The following is a 22,101-nucleotide window of genomic DNA, read 5'->3' as shown; positions in this document are numbered from 1 at the left end:
GCAAACTCCTTAAACTTGTATGTAGATACTTTACATATAGGGATAAATTACTCAGTTAAAAGGGATGACCACATTATTTATAAAAAAAAGGTTTGTATAGAAGTATGAATATAAAGAAAAAAGTGCTAAATTAGCTCACTAGCATTTTTACTCAACCCACTTTATATGGCGCTGTAAAAACCTTTAAACATCTACCCAGCAAGCTAGGTATCGTGCAAAATGCCTGAAGAATTTAACCAACTTAATTTAAACATTCTTTTTAATCACATGGAAGATTCCGTATACCTTTTGGATCCTGAATCATCTAATATTTTATGGTGTAATCGATCAGCCTACGAAGAGTTAGGCTATAAAAAGAATGAAATTCTTAACCACTCGGTGTTAAGCCTACAAAAACACGTTATTGGTCTTCCACAATGGCAAGAAGTGGCCGAAGTCATACGCAAAGAAAAATCTTTTACCTTTTTAGGTAATCACCAGCATAAAAATGGCGGAGATATTTCAGTAGAGGTTATTACAACCGTTTTTGAACATCAAAATCGTGAATACTTTTTATCTGTTGCCCGTAATATTGGCAAACGTTTAAAGCATGAAGACGATTTACAGAGTCGAGACCAAAGAATTCGATTTGCTTTCAACGAAACTTCTGACGGACTATGGGAGTGGGAAATTACCACAGGTCACGTTTTCTTTAGCCCGCAATTAAAAAAGATATTAGGTTACGGACCTGATGAAATGCTACCGAGCGTTGAAACCTGGAGTGATAATATTCACCCCGATGATCTTGAGGGGGTGATGCAATCCATTAATGACCATCTTGAAGATAAATACTCCCATTATGAACATGAATACCGATTAAAAAACCGTAATGGTCATTATCTATGGGTTCATGATAAAGGTAAGATTTGTGAGCGCGATGAACATGGTCAACCCCGCATCATGGTTGGTATGGTTCACAATATCACTAAATTAAAACAACTTGAAAACCAGCTTGAAAACCTAGCCTCTGAAGATTTTCTAACCAAACTGCCTAACCGTAGATGCGGTGAAATAAAAGCCAATGCACTTATTGAGCAAGCCATTCAACATAAACAGCACTTATGTTTAGCGATGATTGATTTAGACTTCTTTAAAACGGTAAATGATGAATTTGGCCACCATAAAGGCGATCAGGCATTAGAGTTTAGCGCAGACATTCTACAAAAGCTTATGCGTTCTGCTGACCTCATTTATCGCTGGGGTGGTGAAGAGTTTGTATGTCTTTTTCCAAACACCACAATCGATGAAGCAACCCAGGTAACAGCCCGTATTCATAAAGCATTTGAAGAGGCCAATTGGCAGGAACTCGACCTTCCAAAGCAGACCGTCAGTATCGGTGTTTCCTGCAATACCGAATCTTTTACAGAAGATTTTGAGACACTTTTTAGACAAGCTGACTATGCGTTATATCAAGCCAAGAAAAATGGACGAAATCAAACTCTATTTTGTGAAGAACAAAGTTTCTAGTTAACCTTATTCTGCTAGACTGAGAGTCCAAGTGACTCTTAGACAATAATTCAAGACCCTTAAATAAATGGAATCAACAGAAGCGAAAGAACCTGATTATGGATGAACTCTTTTTTCTTGCCTCAAAAATAGGTTGGGCTTTTCTTAGTCCTGGAAATCTATTGGTATTTTTTCTATTTTTTGGTGTGCTGCTCTTACTTTTTAATCGCATTTCTACGGCTAAAAAAGTCCTCATCCCTACAGGTTTAATGGCATTTGTATTGATGGCCTACCCAATCAGTGATTATGTAATGAAACCATTAGAGAGTCGTTTTAGTAAACCGCAAACTCTACCGTCAAAGATTGATGGCATTATAATTTTAGGTGGTGGTGAAGATTTAAAACGTTCATTAAGTTGGCACGTGGCTGAATTAGGCATGGGTGGCGACCGTTATATTGGCACAGCAGGCCTGGCAACTTACTACCCAAATGCACCCGTTATTTTTACGGGTGGTAGCGGTTCAATGAGTTTACAAAACACCACAGGTGAAGGAGCATTGGCCAGAACATTATTAACCACTATTGGTATTTCTGAACAACGTTTGATTATTGAATCCAAATCTCGAAACACCTATGAGAACTTCAAATATACCAAGCCTCTTTTACCTAAAACAGATGGAACTTATTTACTCGTCACCTCAGCTTTTCATATGGCAAGAGCCGTGGGTATTGCAAGAATGCAAGGGGTGAATGTCATCGCTTATCCCGTTGATTACCGAACCAACTCAGATGACCTACGCATTTTTGATTTTGACTTTTTTGACCATCTAAAGGCTTTAGAACCCGCATGGCGAGAATGGGTAGGGTTAACAGTCTATTATTTAACAGGTAAAACCAATCAATGGTTTCCAGAACCTTAATAGCTATAACACCTTCGTGATTTGTTTACTAACCACGAAGGCACTAAGACACGAAGGTTTGAAAGCCTTTCATAGTGAGTAGAATGTTATGCAGCTAATATAAGTTGACTCTATTAAGAGTAATGATTTTAATGGTTGGCTATTTAAATACAAAATTGATAGTTTAAATGACTAATCACCAGGCCTGGTAACCTTGAAAAACTTCGTGCCGTCGTGTCTTCGTGGTTAAATTTTCTGCTTAATTGAGTTAATTAAATCACTTTAGAGAAGCGGTTGGCTGTGCCCTCTTTTAAATAAGCATCAAACACCATACAGATATTACGAATCAATAAACGCCCTTTTGGCGTAATATAAATATCCTCATCCGTCATAGTTAACAGTTCATCTTCGGCCATAGGTATTAGGTTTTGTAACTCTTTGGCAAAATACTCTTTAAAACGAATCTTCCAGGCCTGGTCTATCTTGGCAAAGTTAAGATGAAAATGGCTAATTAAACGCGTAATCACATCACGGCGTAATTCATCATCTTCGCTTAGTTGCACACCTCTAAATACAGCTAAATCACCTGCATCAATTGCCTCATAATATTCGGCTAAACCTTTACGATTTTGCGCGTAAGTGTTATTAATCAATGAGATAGAGGTCGCCCCCATTCCCACTAAATCACATTCGGCATGAGTCGAGTAACCTTGAAAATTGCGGTAGAGGGTTTCATTACGTTGGGCAATCGCCAGCTCATCATCAGGCTTAGCAAAATGGTCCATACCAATATACACATACCCTGCTTCAAGCAAACGTTCGGTTGAAGCGTGAAGAATGGCTAACTTTTCATCGGCGGAAGGCATATCCGCTTCATTCATTTTCTTTTGTGTTGGGAACATACTTGGCATGTGCGCATAGTTAAAGATAGAGAAACGATCTGGTTCAGCCTCTAACACTCTATCAAGAGTGGTAATAAAGCCTTTTTCGGTTTGCAGAGGCAGACCGTAAATCAAATCGACATTAACGGACATAAATCCAGCTTCACGTGCGCCTTCTAACACTTCAAAGGTTTCTGCCTGAGTTTGAATGCGGTTAACCGCTTTTTGTACCGCTGGATCAAAGTCCTGCACCCCTAAACTCATACGGTTAAAACCGAGTTCGCGCAATAATTTAACCGATTCACGATTCGCTTCACGCGGGTCAATTTCAATGGAGTATTCGCCAGAATCATCGTCATATAAGTTGAAATGTTGGCGCGTTTTTTCCATTAACTGCGTCATTTCATCATTATTAATAAACGTTGGTGTGCCACCGCCTAAATGCAGCTGCTCTACTTTTCGACTGTTATCAAATAGCGCTGACTGCATTTCTATTTCTTTAAACAGACGATCTAAATACGGCGTGGTTTTTGAACGGTCTCGAGTCCAGACTTTATTGCAAGCACAAAAAAAGCAAACGGTATCGCAAAACGGAATATGGTAATAAAGTGATAAACCACGACCTGAATCATTACTGCGTTCAACCGCCTGTTTATAATCTTCAATACCAAACGTTTCATCAAACTGAACGGCTGTTGGGTAGGAAGTATATCTAGGACCAGATTGGTTATAACGTTTGATTAACGCTTCATCAAATTGAATTTTCTGTTCCATCATTCATTCCTAATTTTTTGGCTTAGCTAATAACTTTGTTTACCTGTCTAATCCAGACTTTTTGTCGGATTTTTACTCATGGTAAAGGTTTTTATTGGTGACCTTTGCACGAGACAGGGGCATAAGAAAAACAAGATAGAATTCTTTAGATTTAGGCTAAAAAATACGCATAATAACGAGTTATTGGGCGGATTTTTTAGCTTGAAGATAGAGAATTATAGCTGTTTTTATGTGTTCATGGTCTCATGCAAAGGTCTCTATTAGTGAGAACTCTGCATATTAATCGATATCCAGTCACTGAAAGTTAATCTGCCTCAAGTGTTCGTGCATTAACTCTATTACGTCCGTTTTGTTTAGCGAGGTAGAGTTGCTCATCAACTAGTGCAAAAATTTCGTTTGGGGTTTTATCCACCATGGGATGAAAGGCCACGCTTCCTAGGCTAATAGTTAACTTGGCAAGATTTTCAGTTGTTGCACAAAATGGATGTTCGGCCACTGAAGCTCTAATACGTTCGGCTAAAATTCTTATTCCAGTTGGCTCTTTATCAACGGTCAATACCGCAAATTCTTCGCCACCCCAACGGTAAACATCATCTTCAGTTCTTATAGATTGACTCAGTACTTGAGCCACTTCTTTAAGAGCTTGATCACCATAGGCGTGACCGTGGTTGTCGTTTAGACTCTTAAAGAAATCAATATCAATTACAATTAAGCCAAGCCAAAAATTGTGTCTTTTAGAGAGTGCAATGTTCTGTTTTAACTGTGCATCAAAGGCACAGCGGTTTGCCAATCCTGTTAAAGAATCCATCGTAGCGGCCTTTACAAAAGCTTCATCTATACGCTCTAGCAAAACATTGCAAACGCTGTCGGAAGCGTTTTCCATCTCAAACAAAAAATCGAGAATTTTTTCTGGATGGTGTGCCTTAGCCTCTTTGAGAGCCATAAAGCCAAGACTGTGCACTTTTTCATGTGCTTGGATAAAAGCGGGTCTTTCTTCTTGAGGAATGCTGTTTATTCCACCAGATTCAAGCCATTTTCCAAGCTGACACGCAGAGGTAGAAAAAGGGAAGTTCCCTTGAGGGATATCCCCCAAAGCAGCCGAATAGGCACTAATTTTCCAATTTTGATGATCAATAAAGGCTTGCAATAACTCTTTTGGCGCTTCAGCTGCAATTAACTGAAAAGAGCGTCTCATTCTATCCACTTCCAGTTCAGAGCGCTTTTTCATGTTATTGAGAGTTTCGCGTAGCTGAAACACTGAGTTAACGACTGACTGCACCAAATCAACGATATGACACAACCCCTTTGCCAAAAGGGGATTGTCCTTTCTTTCTGCCAATAAAATAAATACTTGTCTGCAGTTACTCAGTATTAGCATGACACGGTTGTGAGAAAGCCCCGCTCGATACCAATCCAATGTTTGGTTATACATAGCGCTATAAAAATCTTCATTGAGTTCAGCTGCTACAAAAAGTGTATAAAAGTCCTCTCTAAAAAGCTGTTTACTATTGCTCTGTTCAAAATTAAACCGTTGTAACCAGTCGTTGAATTCGGATTCAAAAAAAGGCTTTTGCAGCATGAGGTATTCATTATTGGATTGTATTTCAAGGCCTTCAATAACCGATATACCAATCATCTCTTTAATAAAGTTCATATTTCTTTTTTCATATTTTTTTCTTAATAGGTCATTTTTGACATTTGCTATTCATCATTTAGCCCACAGCAAAGGGTCAATTAATATGGATTTATAGGTGAAGTTACCCTTTGCTAATTAACCAGGCCTGGTGAATTTTGCTGTTACGCTGGAAGTCTCTTGGCATGGTTTTTTGAGTAATATTCTCAATACTCAAATTAGCCAATGCATCCGTATCTAACTTAAATTTACGCATATTGTTTGAGAAAATTAAGGTGCCACCAGGGTTAAGTAGTTTCATGGCTTGTTCAATTAGAGCCACATGATCTCGCTGAATATCTAAAGTGCCATCCATACGTTTTGAAGTTGAAAAGGAAGGGGGATCTAAGAAAATAACATCAAATGTAGCACTTGGATTCTCACTCTCTTTTGACAACCAATCTAAAACATCGGCTTGCAAAAACTTGTGCTCAGCAGAGTCTTTATTGTGTGACATATTGTGCGCTAAGTTGTGTTCTGCCCAATACAAATAGGTTTTAGACATATCCACACTCAAACTGCTTTTTGCACCCATAACAGCAGCTTCAATGGTTGCCGTTGCGGTGTAACAGAAAAGATTTAGCAGTGATTTTCTAACCGATTTTTGTGCCACTAAAGCACGTACATCACGATGGTCTAAAAACAGGCCTGTGTCTAAATAGTCGGTAAAGTTCACACGAATTTTGGCACCGTTTTCTATTACGGTGTAAAAGTCACGACTATCGTCCAACTTTTCATATTGCGATGTTCCCGATTGACGGCTACGCACTTTAAAAACAATTTGGTCAACTGGTACGGTTGGAAAGACATTCGGCAATGCCGCTAAGGCTTCATGCAAACGTTTTTTGGCCTTGGCTTTATCTACCGTTTTGGGTGCGGCATACTCATTTACAATTAACCATTCTCCCGCATCTTCCGTTTGGTATAAATCAATTGAGATAGCATATTCTGGTAAATCGGCATCATAAACTCGGTAAGCGTTTATTTCGTTGGTTTTAGCCCATTTTTTTAGCTGTTTTAAATTCTTTTTAATACGGTTAGCCACCATCACCGCACCTTGCGATTCGGCAAGCTCTGGCATCACAGTGCTCACTTCTTGAACAATATTAGCGCCACCTTTCAATGATGGTTCACGATGAAACTCTTCGGTAATATCAAAACGGAATAACTTACATTCCATTGGTCCGTTAAAGAAGTTATGACTACGTTTAGCCTTAATACCCAAATACATACCTAGTTCTGGGTTACAAGTTAGTACCGCCCCCTGCCAACCATCAAACTCATTTTTAAGGTATTTACCTAAGTCGTTATAGATCACCTTAACTTCTTCAATTTCACCTAAACGCTCACCATATGGCGGGTTACAAATCACCAGGCCTGGTTGCCAATCGCCCCAACGACGACCTTGCTCTACGGTCATTTGCTTAATTTCAATTGCGTCTAAATAACCCGCATTATGAATGGCCTCTTCAGCAATATCTAATGACTTATGCGAGGCATCGGAACCGTAAATATCTGGCAAATTACGTAACCCTTCAGCTTCACGTTCTTTAGCTTCTTCAATTAAGCTATTCCACAATTTAGCATCATGTAATTTCCAAGAATTTAATAACATTCTATTCACTTTTGCCAGGCCTGGTGCTAGGTCAGATGCCATCATGGCACCTTCTACCAAAAACGTACCCGAACCACACATTGGGTCATACAAACAACCGCCCTGTTTGGCAATTTCTGGCCAACCTGCACGCATTAATAACGCTGCCGCCACGTTCTCTTTAAGTGGCGCTTTAACTTGCTGACCTTCACGGTAACCACGTTGATGTAAGCTATAGCCCACTAAATCAATGCTTAAAGTGAGTTGATTGCGATTAAGATGACCATGAACTCTTAACTCAGGGTCTTCAGTATTTACTTTTGGGCGGTTATTGGTAATGCCTCTAAAGTAATCGACAATTCCATCCTTGATTTTTAACGCACCGTAATGGCTGTGGTCAATCCCCATGCCTTTACCCGAAAACGACACCGCAAAAGAACCAAATTCATCCATGTGAGTTTGCCAATCCACCGTGGCAACTTGCTCGGTCAACTCTTCTTGAGTTTCTAGCTCAACTTCTAACACCGTAACAAAAATACGGTTCGCTAAACGTGACCACAAACAACTTCGGTAAGCGACTTCTAAATCGCCCTCAAAAGTCACACCACGCGGTTGAGCTTTTACTTCGGTTGCTCCAAAAGACATTAACTCTTCTCTTAGCAACTCACTTAATCCGCCTGGGGCTGTGGCAAAAAATTTCATCATTAAACATCCATTATCATATTGATTGTTGGTCTATTTTATTGCGCATTCGATTCACAAATACGTTAAAAAAAGAGCCTTTAAAATATCTGCTAATTTTAAACTGTTTTGCCTTCAACTTTTGCATAGTTTCGGTAGAATACCGTTTAACACTCATAAAATTAGGCAAACAATGCCAAAGTTGACTATGCATAACACCACAAGCCGTTACATTAAACTTTTATTCGCCTCATTGATTATGGCCACCTCTCTTAATGGCCAGGCACAATCAGAGCCTTTTAAAGCCTCCGAAGCGGACTTTAATGCTTGGCTAAGTGACTTTAAAAAGCAGGCACATAATGAAGGCATTTCACAGTCAACGCTTGACCAAGCCTTTAAGAATGTAAAACTCAATGCAAAAGTGCTTGAATCGGACAAAAAGCAGCCCGAATTCACTAAAACTTTTTTTGACTACTTTAACCGTGCGGTCAGCGAGAGTCGTGTTGAAAACGGTCTAAAAAATTATGAAGCCAATAAACCCCTACTAGATGAAGTCACCAAAAAATACGGTGTGCCTGGTCGTTTTCTTGTGGCGTTTTGGGGGCTAGAAACCAATTACGGTAGCTATACGGGTAATCTTCCAATTATTGAATCGCTTGCCACCTTGGCTTACGATCCACGCCGCAGTAAATTCTTTAGCACTCAACTTATGAGTGCCTTAACCATTTTAGATAGAGGTCATGTCTCTTTAGAACAGATGAAAGGCTCTTGGGCAGGAGCGATGGGACAGTGCCAATTTATGCCATCTAACTACCTGCAATATGCGGTAGATGGTGATGGTGATGGCAAAATCAATTTATGGGATAGCTTGCCAGACGTGTTTTACTCAGCAGGTAACTTCTTAAATCAACTGGGTTGGCAAGCACAAGAAAACTGGGGACGTGAAGTCGCTCTACCCAAAGACTTTGATTACGCCTTAGCCGATAACAAAACAGCACGTCCGTTAAATGACTGGAAGAAACTCGGCATCACCCTTGCTGATGGTAGAGAAATTCCTAATGAAGATATGCAAGCAAAGTTACTTTTAGCCAGTGATTATCAAGGGCCTGCTTTTTTAGTCTATGACAACTTTAAAGTCATTAAACGTTGGAACAATGCCGATAAATATGCCCTATCGGTTGGCCATTTAGCAGACCGAATCGTTAAACTTCCACCACTCAGCAAACAAAAGCCTAAAGATGACAAAGGCATGAGTTATGCACAAATCAAAGAGATTCAATCACTCTTAAATGAGATGGGTTATAACGTAGGTAAACCTGATGGCATTGCTGGAAGCAAAACGCGCAATGCACTTCGCGATTTTCAAGCCAAACATAAGTTACCTGCGGATGGATTTGCCAGCGTTAAAATGTTAGAAAAACTACAACAAGTTCAAACTGAGAGTAAGTAACAAGGAATTTAATGGATACAAAGGATTATGACAAGCAAACCCATAATCTGAAGCCAGACCTGTTAGATGCTTCGCACTTGATTGTGTCTGCGCCAAACCATAAACTCATCTGTGATGAACCAGCCTACCTGTTTTGGAAAGTTCAAAGCCGACTCGCTAAACTGACCAATCGTTTGCGCTTAGAAAAGAAACTGATTATTGAATCATCCTCTCAAAAACCACCGATTACCAACCAACCTTCAAAAGACATGGATTACGTTTAATCGTTTTGTGTTTTTGACTCTGCACTAAAATCTCTTGCCAATAATTGACTCGATAAAATCGACAATAAACAATAACCTAAAAAGAAATAAAAGCCCGCTTCAAGTTCAATATTGGTTTGCAGCAAGGCCGAATTACCCGAACTGGCTTTAATCGCCAAAAAGGCAATAATCAACGCCATTACAAATACATCCGCCATTGACCATTTACTGAGTAGAGCACTGCTTAATGCTAAGTGTTTTACAAAGCGTTTAAATAGATAAGAACTTGCCAATAAAGCCAGTTTTAAAGCAGGTACAAACACACTAAAAAACACAATCAAAAACGCCACTAACCGATTACCGTCTTGCCACAACGTTTTAGCTGTATCCAAAATACTCTTAGAGGTATCCTGAATGACCACCGTGCCTGTTGCATGTATTTGATTTAACACCTCCATGGTGACAGGCATTAAAAAATTGGGAATTGTGCCACTGTTTAAAATAGCCTCTTTGCCTAAAACCGTCAATTCGCCCTTATCAAGCATTGTGGTAAGGTGAAGAACGGGCTCGGTTAAACCTGGAATTAATAAAATATAAGCCGCAACAAGAACAATAAAACCAAATGATTGACGATATAGCACAATAATAACTTTCCAAGTATAGAAGAATGTGGATTATACGATGTAAAGTCGCTCGGGTAAATTTACCCAAAAAATGAACATTTACCAGGCCTGGTAAACCAGTAGCTACAATCCAAAACAGCTCCTGAACCATTATTACGATGAGCTTGCTTACCTGCAAAAAACGGCTCATTTTTCGGTTAAACAGCCAACTCTCTCAACCCTGCTACATCATCCATTCACTCCTTAAAAACCTTGTTTATGTTTGATTATTTTTGCTCTCGTTCAACAAACCATTAAGCTTCTTCGTTGAGATTTAAGTTAGGTTTTAACTGCTGTTCACGTTGTTCAACTTCCCAAGGGAGCAGTTCTGCCGAGTGATGTAATTTGTGTAAGTAGTGCTCAAAATGATTAAGTATGTCGGTAATCATATTATGTCGACTGTAACCAAATACATCATAAGCTTCGCCACCTTCTCTTAAAAAAACTTCTGCTCGATAGTAATACGACACCTGTTCTTCTGCTTGGTTTTCTTGCTCTAACAGTATTTCTGAGAAGGCAAAACCAGGGATGATTCGTTCGCATAAACGCACTTCATAAATAAATGGCATTTGTTCAGACTTTACCACTTCAATACGTGCTCTAAGCGGGTCAGAATCAATATAGACACTCGACTCCCAACCACGACGTTTAAGCTCCAACTGCACGGTTTGCATACTTTTATAAGCTATATCGTTAATAAATTCAGAAACCTCTTCTTTATCTGGGTACTCAATCAGTTTTGATAATCGATCCTTCCAGTTGCTTCCATCCTGCTCAAGCGTTTTGCCGCTGTTACGCACCGCATTTTTAAGACTGACATCTCTTTTACTTTCAATAATCAGAGCGCGCCAAATGCCCACCATGGCAATTAACATAATCACAGCAAACGGCAAAGCACTGGCAATCGAGGCGGTTTGAAGCGCTTTTAAGCCACCCGCCAATAACAAAACAGCCGCCACAGTTCCTAAAAGAACTGCCCAAAAAACCCGCTGCCAAACAGGCGGTGCAGTGCTACTATTTGAGGCCAGTGAATCTAACACTAAAGCCCCTGAATCGGCTGAGGTTACAAAAAAGGTAATAATTAAAAAGACCGCTAAAGCAGACATAATGCTACTTAAAGGCAGATGTTCAAACAGTTGGAACAGTGCAATGGCGTGATCGTTTTGTACCGCTTGAATAAAGCTTTGATAACCCTCTTTCATAATCAAATGCAAAGCCGTATCGCCAAAAACAGAAAACCAAAAAAAGGTAAACATCGTAGGAACAATCATCACCCCCAAAACAAACTGACGAATCGTTCTACCTTTACTGATTTTGGCAATAAACAGCCCAACAAATGGCGCCCAAGCAATCGTCCAAGCAAAGATAAAGATCGTCCAATTACCAATCCAGTCGCTAGAAGAGTAGGCCTGTAAATTAAAGGTACGTTCTACAATATTGCCTAAATAGCTACCCGTATTTTGCAAAAATGTTTCTAAAATAAAGATGGTTGGCCCAGTGACAAAAACAAATAACATTAACACCATCGCCAAGCCAATATTAAGTAAAGAAAGCCGTTTAATTCCTTTATCCATCCCTGCTACAACTGAAAAAGTCGCTAAACCAGTAATAACGGCAATGGCTACAATTTGTACCGTTGTATTATTGGGAATAGATGGCATTAAATAGTGAACCCCTGCATTAATTTGAGTAACAGACAAGCCCAGTGTGGTTGCTAGGCCAAATACCGTACCCAAAATCGCAAAAGTGTCTACGCTATGACCAATTGGCCCATAAATACGATCACCAATTAAAGGGTAAAGGGTTGATCGCATTGAAAGCGGTAATTTATGCCTAAAAGAAAAATAGGCTAAAACCAGCCCAACTAAACCGTAAATAGCCCAAATATGAAACCCCCAATGAAAAAAGGCAATTTGCATCGCTTCTTTAGCAGCCCCAACGGTTTCTGAAGGCCCTTCGGGTGGCGTAGCATAATGAAGTACAGGCTCGGCCACCCCAAAAAACAACAGTGCAATTCCATAACCTGCCGAAAACAGCATCGCAAACCAGGCCGTAAAAGTGTAATCAGGCTCAGAATCATCAGGCCCAAGTTTGATTCTTCCCCAAGGCGAAATGGCAATAGAGATAATAAAAACTAAAAAAATAGCCACAACAAGCATATAGAACCAGCTGAAATTTTGAGTAATTTCCGCTTGAGCTTGTGAAAAAAGCTCCCCCGCAAAATCAGGGTTGCTAAGGGTTCCTATAATGGTAAAAAAAATCACCACAATTGCGGGAATAAAAACAGGGAGTAATATTGTAGATTGAAAACGAGAGGTTTCAGAAGTAGGCATAGATAGCGCTCTTTGGAAAATTACTCAAACCTTAACAAAACTGAGTTTCTTTTCAAGTCTCTAGCACAGTTCTTGAATAGATTATTTTATCTACATGGCGTTACACTTGATTAGATAAGCCAAATACTAGGACAAAAACAAATACAAACACCCATTTATAACCCATGATTTTAGACATTCTCTGAAAGCGTGAAAAGTGGGTCAGCAGTGGCTTTAACCCCTTTTATCACACGCTGTAAAGATAGCCACAGGACATACAAACTGGTTTTAAGGTTTAACTTATCTTAGCTATTGATAAGCCTTTACAGATATTTATACACCTTTAATAATGGCTTTTAGGCTTCCCGTTACTCTTTTTACTTGCCTAAAAAGAGTAACCAGAAAAAGGGCACCCCGCTCCATATATTGGCAAGTTCTAAAACTCATTCACTGAAATCCCGCAACTTGCTGAGCAAGCTCAGCTTCGAACAGTCGGGATTTTTAATCGTTCTTTTCGTTAAGAACTTTGCACAATCTATTCCAAGGGGAATTTTGGCGTTTGAGGTTGGCTTTACAGAATAAAACAGAACTTACCAGGCCTGGTGAAAAAGTACAGCACAAGAAAATCTAAACAATAGAAATACGGAATTAACGTAGAAAAAGCCTCCCCTCTGTAAGGAATCGCTCTTTTACTTAGTGAAGGATGCGGTTAAAGATTTCCATTGTTTGAGCGAAGCCTGCGTAGCGAGTTATGGGAATCTCAGCAGACAAACTTAGTAAAACCGGTTTCGTCAGCGGGGTTCGTTTTTTGGTTACTTTTTGCCGAACAGCAACCGAAGAACTCGGCTGCAGAGACGAGAAAAAGTGACGGGAAGCCAGAGTCATGAAATTAAAGACCTATAAATATTAAAAAGGCTTCTCAACAATTACTAAAATCAATTTATTAGAGTTTTACCAGGCCTGGTATGTCCACTAAACAGCCAGGAACTGTAAGCATGAGAATGGTGAATTCATCAACTTTATCCAGAAAAAACGGCTTTGACCCCTTTTAGTTAATTGAACTAAGCGGCTGCGCATCAGCGCAGTCGGCTTGAGTGTTTTGTTATGTAGTTTGGGTTTATCATATTTTATGAAGAGCCTTCAAAAATTGTGTGCGACTATTGGATTCAAAACGCACATGTTCATTGTGGTTTAGTGGTCTTTTTTTGTCTGAAAATGCAGGTGATATGTAACCCCATGTGGAGTTTCTCGCAAAATAAATTACATAATCTACATTGATATCCTCCCAGCGATTTTCAACAGAATGATCTTCTCCACTAGCTTCAACGGTTTTTATTTGAATTCTAAAATAGTTAGGTCCGTCAGAAATCAATATGTCTGTTTGATGTCCGTTATCTAGTATGGGGATGAACACTTGCCAGCCATCGTACATGAGCCAACTAATCACCATACTTTCATAACTCATATTCTTTAAAGTTTGATGGGTATGTGGTTTAGTTTGAGTAAGTCTTCTCGGCATCTTATTCTCTATTCAGTAATTTATAAGCTACATAACGTTTAAGCTAACCGGCCGCGCGTTAGCGCGGTCGGGTTGAGTGTTTTGTTAACACTTTTACTCACGATCTCGACGCCCTGAGATTATGGATAATATATTCACCACCGCATTTATGGATTCTGCACATAATGCGGCCAATCTAAAATCAGCAGTACGTCTATGAGTTAGATCGTTTGCAAGATCAAGAGAAGCTTTGGCGTGACGTCTGACATTTTCGTTACTTTTAGCAGGTAATACTGACGAAATGTATGAGTCAAGCATTCTTTTTGCATCGGTTTTGGATGGTACTATACCGTCTGTAGGCTGGTGTAAATCTGGGTCGTAAACCGCTTGAGCTAATGAGATTAAGGTTTCTCTTGCTAGTAACCCGATACCTTGATACTGCTCTTCAGTAGTTGCTTGAGCCAAGCGGAGCTTAATTTCTCCCATACTTCGGTCTACCCGGTTCCAACCGGTAGGCTCTTCAAATACTGGATTTACAGATGCGGATTTCATCCCTTTAATTGTTTCAATTATGGGAGTGAACATCTCGGATAAAAAGGCTCTCCTTGATTGGTATGTAGATAGAGAGCCATCGCTCCACCTCCCATACCACTCCCATAAATCTTTAAATGTATTAGGATTTACCAACCCTCTTTCTCTAAGGGCTTCAGAAATTTCTGAAAGATTTGACTGATATTCAGTATTTACATCTTGAATTCTTGCACCACCAGTAGACACTGAGACCATTACACTCTTTTGACTTTCAAGCAACTTGACTAGCTCTTCATGTGATATTTTGTATGCCTTTCCATGGATTTCGTCAGCTAATTCGGGGGATATAACTACTTCACCAACCCAAGAATCTGGATATGACCGAAACAAGGTTTCAGCTTTGTTTTTTATGCTTTGCTCAATTGCTTGAATTTCTAATTCGATGTTTGAATACAGTTCCAATGGTACCCGACAATAAATTCCATAAATTGTTGTTCCTCCATTCCAATTATCGTACCCACTCACTTCAATATTTGCCTTTCCTTGAGATAGCACCTGGAATTCAGGCACAAGTTTTTCTCTTTTAAAAAGATTCGCCAAGGTTACGATAATTTTTCTGGAGTCTTGTATTAATGGGTCCATATTTTTGTAGTGTTAACATTTAGTATAAGGCATATTCGCCCGAATATTTTAGATTGAAAATGTTTTCAGGACTATTTGCCTTAGTATTAATTAAAGCCTGTCACTTTTATAGGTTATCTTGTATTACATGCCTTTTCAGGCCTAGTAAAAAACTTTCAATATAATTTACATTAAAATAATAATAAGTATAGAATTTTTACTTACGATAAGTGCAATAATTTGAGTCAAGTTATTGAGTCCACAACTGAACTAGCTTCAATTTATCAAAAAACTTCAACAATTATAAATACTGAATTCCACTCTAATTAAATTACTCTTAACTTTTAAAAAAAACGACCAGGCCTGGTAAGACGTTGGTCGTTTTGAGATGATTGGATTATTGAAGCTAACTTTATGAATCTGACTTTATGAATCAGCGACTTCTGCTTGCTTCTTTTGCTTTGGTTTTAAAACAAACTCAGAAAGAATTAACAGGCCTGCTCCGACTGTGATGGCAACATCAGCCACATTAAAAGTGGCATAGTGCCAAGTGCCGATATAGAAATCGACAAAATCGGTGACTCGCCCTGCTAGAAAGCGGTCGATAACATTACCAATTGCTCCACCTAATACTAGGTTAATACCCCAAACTTCTGCAGTGATTTTGCTGGGTAGTTTTGATAACCAAAACATTAAAATAGCACTGACCACTATAGCTAGGCCTGCAAAAAACCAACGTTGCCAACCGCCCATATCCGCCAAAAAGCTAAACGCCGCACCGTAATTGTAAACCAGTGTCCAGTTTAGATAAGGCATAACCGCAACGGGTTCTGCAAAGGTCAGATTGCTAACAGCAATGTATTTGGTTATTTGATCAATAATAATGACTAAAACCGCTAACCAAACCGTTTTTATGGCTGTTGAATTTGTTTCTGGCATTTTCATCTCTTTTTAATTCATTAGCTAAATTCAATTTTGATATAAAACCGTCGTGAGAAGCTTAAAGACAAGGCAAAAAAGGCCAAAAATGCGCAGTTTACACGTAGTAAATGAGCACGTTTTTGGCCTTTTTTAACGCAGTATTTGAGCTTCGCAACAGGTTTTATGCAAAATGGCGGATTTCGCCTTTCCCTATTTCATCAATATTATCCACACAACGCTGACATAGCTCTGGATGCTCGGCAATTTGCCCTACTTCTTCACGGTGATGCCAACAACGAGCACATTTTGGTTTGTCAGTAGCACCCGCATCAATCCATAGGCCTGGCATTTCTGATTCAATCGCTGTATCAGATTTATCGGCTAATGATTTTAATGTCGCTTCTGAGGTAATTAGTACAAAACGCAGTTCGTCTTGTAGTTTGCTAAGTTTATTGAAGATTTCATCGTCACAATATAAAGTCACTTCTGCCGTTAGAGAGGCTTTAATGACTTTATCGGCACGTAACTGCTCTAGCTGTTTGGCTACCGCTGAACGTACGGCAATCATCTCTTCCCAGTAGGCGGAGTTCATCTCAGCTGATTCGTCTAACTCAGTGAGACCTTCATACCAAGTTGATACAAAGATAGTCTGTGTACGTTCACCTGGAAGTGCTTGCCAAATTTCTTCAGCGGTAAAACTTAGGATTGGAGCCATCCAACGGGTTAGGGCTTCTACAATATGATATAGAGCCGTTTGTGCCGAACGACGTGCTAGCCCTTCTGTTTTACAGGTGTATTGGCGGTCTTTGATAACATCCAAATAGAATGCACCTAATTCAACCGAACAGAAGTGTGTCATGGCTTGATAGATGCTGTGGAAATTGTAGCTATCGTAAGCTTCAATAATCTCTTTTTGCAATTTAGCGGCATGACCGATTGCCCATTTATCTAATGGCAATAAATCTTGGTAAGCGACCATATCGGTTTCTGGGTTAAAGCCATTGATATTGGCTAATAAGAAACGTGCCGTGTTACGAATACGACGATAAGAATCGGCCGTACGGCTGATGATTTCATCTGAAACGGTCATCTCATAACGGTAGTCAGCCGCTGAAATCCATAGACGTAAAATATCTGCACCAAGCTTATTGGCGATTTGCTGCGGGGCAACCACGTTACCTTTTGATTTTGACATTTTTTTACCGTCCTTATCTACGGTAAAACCATGCGTTAATACTTGTTTGTAAGGTGCTTGACCATCGGTTGCTAGAGCCGTTAGTAAAGACGACTGGAACCACCCACGGTGCTGATCTGACCCTTCAAGGTATAAATCGGCAGGCGCTTGTAGCTCATCACGCTGACCTAATACGGTGAAATGAGAGATACCTGAATCAAACCATACATCTAAGATATCGGTTACTTGCTCATAATCATTGGCTTCATCACCCAGTAAAGAAGCAATATCTAAGTCATACCATGCATCGATTGATTTTTCTTCAACCAATTTAGCGACGTCTTCCATCAGTTCAGTGGTGCGTGGGTGCATTTCACCCGTGACTTTATGCACAAAGATTGCAATTGGCACACCCCAGAAACGCTGACGTGAAATACACCAGTCTGGACGACCATCAATCATACCTTCAATACGGTTTTGACCCCACTCTGGAACCCATTCCACTTTTGGAATCGCGGCCATGGCTTTATCACGCAAACCACCTTCGGTCATTGAGATAAACCATTGTGGCGTGGCACGGAAAATCAACGGCGTTTTAGTACGCCAGCAATGCGGATAACTGTGTTCAATGACTTCAATATGCACTAAGGATTTATGCTCTTTAAGCACTTCAATCACGTGGTCATCGACTTTAAGCACGTTTTCACCTTCAAACAAAGGCGTACCAGCTACATAGTTACCATTGCCATCGACTGGGCAATCGACTTCTAGGTCGTATTTTAGACCGACCTGAAAATCTTCTACCCCGTGACCAGGCGCGGTGTGTACACAACCTGTACCAGCTTCGGTGGTAACGTGGTCACCCAGAATTAACGGCACAATGCGGTCATAAAACGGGTGCTGTAAACGGATCAAGTCAAACTGTTCACCACGGCCATAAGCGATGACGTTGTATTTATCAAAGCCCCATTTATCCATAGAATCTTTAATCATCGCTTCGGCTAAAAACAGACGTTCTGGACCGTTTTCACCCTGTACTTGAACCACTGAATATTCTAGTTCTGGATTGATTGAAACCGCTTGGTTAGCCGGTAATGTCCAAGGTGTGGTTGTCCAAATGACCACAGAAAGAGGCCCTTCACCCGTATGATCTTCTACATGGTGACAACGTTTAAAAAACGCTTCTTCATCAATGATTGGGAAACGCACATCAATCGATTTTGAACGTTTGTTTTCATATTCTACTTCCGCCTCTGCCAAGGCAGAACGACCACCAACAGACCAGTAAACTGGCTTTGTGCCTTTTACCAAGTGACCGTTTTCAATGATTTTTGCTAAAGCACGGATTTCATTGGCTTCAAATTTAAAGTCTTTGGTTAGGTATGGGTTTTCCCAATCGGCCATGATGCCCAAACGTTGAAAGTCAGCCATTTGACCTTCTACTTGTTTCTGGGCGTAAATACGGCACTCTTCACGGAACTCTGTGGCACCAATTTTTTGGCCAACTTTACCTTTCTTTTTCTCAACATTTAGCTCGATGGGTAAACCGTGGCAGTCCCAACCAGGCACGAATGGCGCGTCAAAGCCACTTAAACCTTTTGACTTAACAATCATGTCTTTTAAGACTTTATTAACCGCGTGACCAATGTGAATATCGCCGTTTGCGTACGGAGGCCCATCATGCAAAATAAACTTTGGGCGACCTGCCATGTGTTCACGTACAGTTTGGTATAACGAATCTGATAACCAGGCTTCTACTTGCGCAGGCTCACGGTTAGGTAGATTTCCTCGCATTGGAAAATCTGTTTCAGGTAAGTTCAAAGTCGGTTTATAGTCTGTCATTCGATAACTTCACTAAGTTGAGAGGGTTAGGAGAAAAGATCCAAAACCCTTAATTAAAATTTAAAATCTATTCACCTTCAGATAAATCTGAAAGCTTAAAATACTGTTTGGCCTGTTGGGCATCTTGGGCAATCTGTTCTTTTAAAGCATCTAAACCATTAAACTTCATTTCTGGTCTTATATAAGCTTCTAATGTGATTTGCACATGTTGGCCGTACACATCTTTATCCCAATTAAACAGATGCACTTCAATTGAAGGTCTTACACCATCCACGGTAGGACGTAACCCTAAATTAGCCACACCTGGCCACGGCTTATTGGCAATACCATCTACCGTTACCGCAAACACGCCTTGAACAGGCATTTGCGAACGCTTAGGGTTGATATTCAAAGTTCTAAAGCCAATGGTTCTACCCAGCTTTTGGCCGTGAATAACACGACCATTAAAACTGAAATCTTTGCCCATTAACGCTTTGGCTTGTGCTAAGTTTGGTTCACTCGCGCCATCTTTTAATAAAGCGGTTCTAATACGTGTACTGCTCACTCGTTGTTGATCAACACCAAAGGTTGGCATATCGGTCACTGTAAACCCATTGACCAGGCCTGCTTGTTTTAAAAAAGCAAAATCACCTTGACGTTTTTGACCAAAACGAAAATCATCGCCAACCACCAAATGTTTAACCTTTAGGCCTTGGAGCAAAATCCTATCAACAAACTGCTGTGCCGTTAAAACGGCAAAATCGGCATTAAAACGTACACACAACACATAATCAATATCGGTCTGTTGAAACGCTTGCAATTTTTCACGCAAATTCATTAAACGCACAGGGGCTTGTTGTGGCGCAAAGAACTCAATCGGCAGTGGCTCAAAAATCATCACTACACTCGGTAAATCTAACATTTTAGCTTGTCTATTTACAGCCTGTAAAACCTGCTGATGTCCCAAATGCACGCCATCAAAGTTGCCAATGGTTAATACACATCCCTTGGCTAAATGCGCATCAAATCGTTTTAAATTGTGTAAGCCACGAATTAACTGCATGTTTCCCTATCTAGTTCGATTTTTATTAGCTAAAAGCAAACCGTAAATTATAGCCTATTGGTGGCGCTAACTTTTTGTAAATATACTGAAAATTCACTTATTTTTAGCCTATTCAATGCTTTTAATTGGTTAATAAGTTGACCAGGCCTGGTAGATTACAATTTTTAACTTTTACTGACCAATCTTTTTGGGTTAAGCCCTACTAAAACCAGAACCAACCCGTAAATAACAATCGACCCTATTACCAAACCGAATAACCAAGCCATTCTTAACCAAACATCAAAAGCATGCCAGCTCTCTATTGAAGGTGAAGCAAATAATAAAAAGGCAATTAATACACTGTTTGCAAAGAGGGTTTGCATAAACAATTTTGGCCAACCACTGAGTGGTTTAAACACAGCTTGTTTGGTTAAATACCAGTACAGTAAACCTGAGTTTACAAAGGCTGAAATAGTCGTGGCAGCGGCTAACCCCACATGTGCAAACGGGCCAATTAATATTAAATTTAAAATAATATTGGTCACCAAAGCGATCACGGCCACTTTAACAGGGGTTTTCATGTCTTTGCGTGAATAAAAAGCGGGCGCTAAAATCTTCACCAAAATAAAGCCTAATAAACCAAAAGAGTAAGCCATTAAACTCATGCTCGACATAGTGGCATCATGTGCCGTAAATGCACCATAGAAAAAGAGCGTAGTGATGAGTGGCTCTGCCAAAATTAATAAACCTAAGGTCGCTGGCAAACCAATAATTAACACCAATCGTAATGCACTATCAATGTCTTGTTGAAAACCTTGCCAGTTTTCATTGGCGGCTTTTTTTGACAGGCCTGGTAAAACCACGGTAGCTAAAGCGACACCAAACACGCCTAACGGAAACTCCATTAAACGGTCGGAATAATAGAGCCATGAGACCGAGCCTGTAACCAAAAACGAAGCCAAAATGGTATCGACCAATAAGTTGATTTGTGCCACGGAAACCCCAAATAAAGCAGGCAACATTAAGCGCTTGACCTCACCGACACCTTCATCCGATTTTGTGGTGGGGTGTGGTAGCAAACCTAATTTATAGAGAAATGGCAGGTGAAATAAAAGTTGAACCACGCCCGCAACCAATACGCCCCAAGCCAATGCCATGACTGGCACATCCATTAAAGGTGCAACCCAAACGGCAAAAGTAATCAACACCAAATTTAAAAACACGGGTGTAAAAGCGGGTACTGCAAATTGGTTATAGGTATTCATAATGGCTGACGAAAACGCCACCAAAGAGATTAACAACAGATAAGGAAAAGTAATCGCCAACATATCAGCGGCAAGATTAAACTTTTCTGGATTATCTATAAAACCTGGTGCAAACACCATCATCCATAAAGAAGAACCAAACACACCGAATGCGGTTAATAACAATAAGATTCCGCCAAGTCTAAAACTAATGGCATTGACTAAATGTTTAACAGCCTCTTGACCACGCTTCTCTTTGGCCTCCGCTAAAACAGGAACAAACGCTTGAGAAAACGCCCCTTCTGCAAATAAACGACGAAAAAAGTTGGGGATTTTAAAAGCCACAAAAAAGGCATCAGCCCCCATACTGGCACCAAAGTAGCGGGCAATAATCACATCACGCACAAAGCCTAAAATGCGAGAAATCATCGTCATGCCGCCCACAGTTGCGGTCGCTTTAATGATTCTTTTCAAAACCGATTCCAAAGTTGATATTAATCGATGAATTGTATCAAACCCCAATCATCATACCTATTTAATTGGGCTACTCTAAAAGGATTTTATTTTCTAAAAACAGCCCGATGTGACACTATAAAA

General features: G+C 40.0%; 15 protein-coding genes. 4 read left to right on the top strand and 11 right to left on the bottom strand.

Translation table 11 applies throughout. The features are described from left to right. The first annotated feature begins 219 nt into the window (after window positions 1–219). Complete coding sequence (locus A379_RS09905; protein ID WP_051145154.1) at window positions 220–1,506, top strand: diguanylate cyclase; 1,287 nt, start codon at window positions 220–222, stop codon at window positions 1,504–1,506. Window positions 1,507–1,604: 98 nt separating this feature from the next. Then, entirely contained in the window at window positions 1,605–2,405 is an 801-nt protein-coding gene (locus tag A379_RS09900; RefSeq protein ID WP_040727837.1) for a YdcF family protein, read from the top strand. Between the two features lie 251 nt (window positions 2,406–2,656). Here the strand turns inward: A379_RS09900 and hemN are convergent, their stop codons facing one another. From hemN to rlmKL, 3 genes are all read right to left on the bottom strand, one after another. Further along, window positions 2,657–4,039 carry an oxygen-independent coproporphyrinogen III oxidase gene (gene hemN, locus A379_RS09895; RefSeq protein ID WP_040727834.1) on the bottom strand — a complete coding sequence of 461 codons (1,383 nt, stop codon included), beginning with the start codon at window positions 4,037–4,039 and terminating at the stop codon, window positions 2,657–2,659. 304 nt (window positions 4,040–4,343) lie between these two features. Next, window positions 4,344–5,693, bottom strand: coding sequence for a sensor domain-containing diguanylate cyclase (locus tag A379_RS12830; RefSeq protein ID WP_051145153.1), 1,350 nt, complete (start codon window positions 5,691–5,693; stop codon window positions 4,344–4,346). Between the two features lie 103 nt (window positions 5,694–5,796). Next, window positions 5,797–8,010, bottom strand: a complete 2,214-nt coding sequence (gene rlmKL, locus A379_RS09885; protein WP_040727833.1) for a bifunctional 23S rRNA (guanine(2069)-N(7))-methyltransferase RlmK/23S rRNA (guanine(2445)-N(2))-methyltransferase RlmL — start codon at window positions 8,008–8,010, stop codon at window positions 5,797–5,799. Window positions 8,011–8,179: 169 nt separating this feature from the next. Between rlmKL and A379_RS09880 the strand changes: the two genes are divergently transcribed. After that, window positions 8,180–9,436, top strand: a complete 1,257-nt coding sequence (locus A379_RS09880; protein ID WP_232744839.1) for a lytic murein transglycosylase — start codon at window positions 8,180–8,182, stop codon at window positions 9,434–9,436. Between the two features lie 11 nt (window positions 9,437–9,447). Next, on the top strand, window positions 9,448–9,699 hold the full coding sequence (locus A379_RS09875; RefSeq protein WP_040727832.1) for a hypothetical protein: 252 nt from the start codon (window positions 9,448–9,450) through the stop codon (window positions 9,697–9,699). Here A379_RS09875 and A379_RS09870 read toward each other — a convergent pair. From A379_RS09870 to murJ, 8 genes are all read right to left on the bottom strand, one after another. Continuing rightward, window positions 9,696–10,319 (bottom strand): paraquat-inducible protein A, encoded by a 624-nt coding sequence (locus A379_RS09870; protein WP_051145152.1) that lies wholly within the window; start codon window positions 10,317–10,319, stop codon window positions 9,696–9,698. The genes A379_RS09875 and A379_RS09870 overlap by 4 nt on opposite strands. Window positions 10,320–10,594: 275 nt before the next feature. Then, entirely contained in the window at window positions 10,595–12,673 is a 2,079-nt protein-coding gene (locus A379_RS09865) for a BCCT family transporter (protein ID WP_040727829.1), read from the bottom strand. A 1,099-nt stretch (window positions 12,674–13,772) separates the two neighbouring features. Beyond that, entirely contained in the window at window positions 13,773–14,171 is a 399-nt protein-coding gene (locus A379_RS09860; protein WP_040727828.1) for a hypothetical protein, read from the bottom strand. A 93-nt stretch (window positions 14,172–14,264) separates the two neighbouring features. Beyond that, a complete protein-coding gene (locus A379_RS09855; protein ID WP_040727827.1) occupies window positions 14,265–15,251 on the bottom strand; it encodes a hypothetical protein in 987 nt (328 codons plus the stop codon). Window positions 15,252–15,728: 477 nt separating this feature from the next. Beyond that, window positions 15,729–16,241 (bottom strand): signal peptidase II, encoded by a 513-nt coding sequence (gene lspA / locus A379_RS09850; RefSeq protein ID WP_040727825.1) that lies wholly within the window; start codon window positions 16,239–16,241, stop codon window positions 15,729–15,731. Between the two features lie 163 nt (window positions 16,242–16,404). Beyond that, window positions 16,405–19,239 (bottom strand): isoleucine--tRNA ligase, encoded by a 2,835-nt coding sequence (gene ileS / locus A379_RS09845; protein WP_040727823.1) that lies wholly within the window; start codon window positions 19,237–19,239, stop codon window positions 16,405–16,407. Between the two features lie 67 nt (window positions 19,240–19,306). Then, window positions 19,307–20,281, bottom strand: coding sequence for a bifunctional riboflavin kinase/FAD synthetase (ribF, locus tag A379_RS09840; protein WP_040727822.1), 975 nt, complete (start codon window positions 20,279–20,281; stop codon window positions 19,307–19,309). Window positions 20,282–20,445: 164 nt separating this feature from the next. Beyond that, window positions 20,446–21,978: a murein biosynthesis integral membrane protein MurJ gene (gene murJ, locus A379_RS09835; protein WP_040727821.1), complete on the bottom strand. Its 1,533-nt coding sequence runs from the start codon at window positions 21,976–21,978 to the stop codon at window positions 20,446–20,448. Window positions 21,979–22,101 lie beyond the last annotated feature (123 nt).

The sequence above is a fragment of the Thiomicrorhabdus sp. Kp2 genome, from assembly GCF_000478585.1.
GTDB lineage: Bacteria > Pseudomonadota > Gammaproteobacteria > Thiomicrospirales > Thiomicrospiraceae > Thiomicrorhabdus.
Note: the sequence above shows the minus strand (reverse complement) of the source record. Positions and strands in the feature narration are given on the sequence as shown.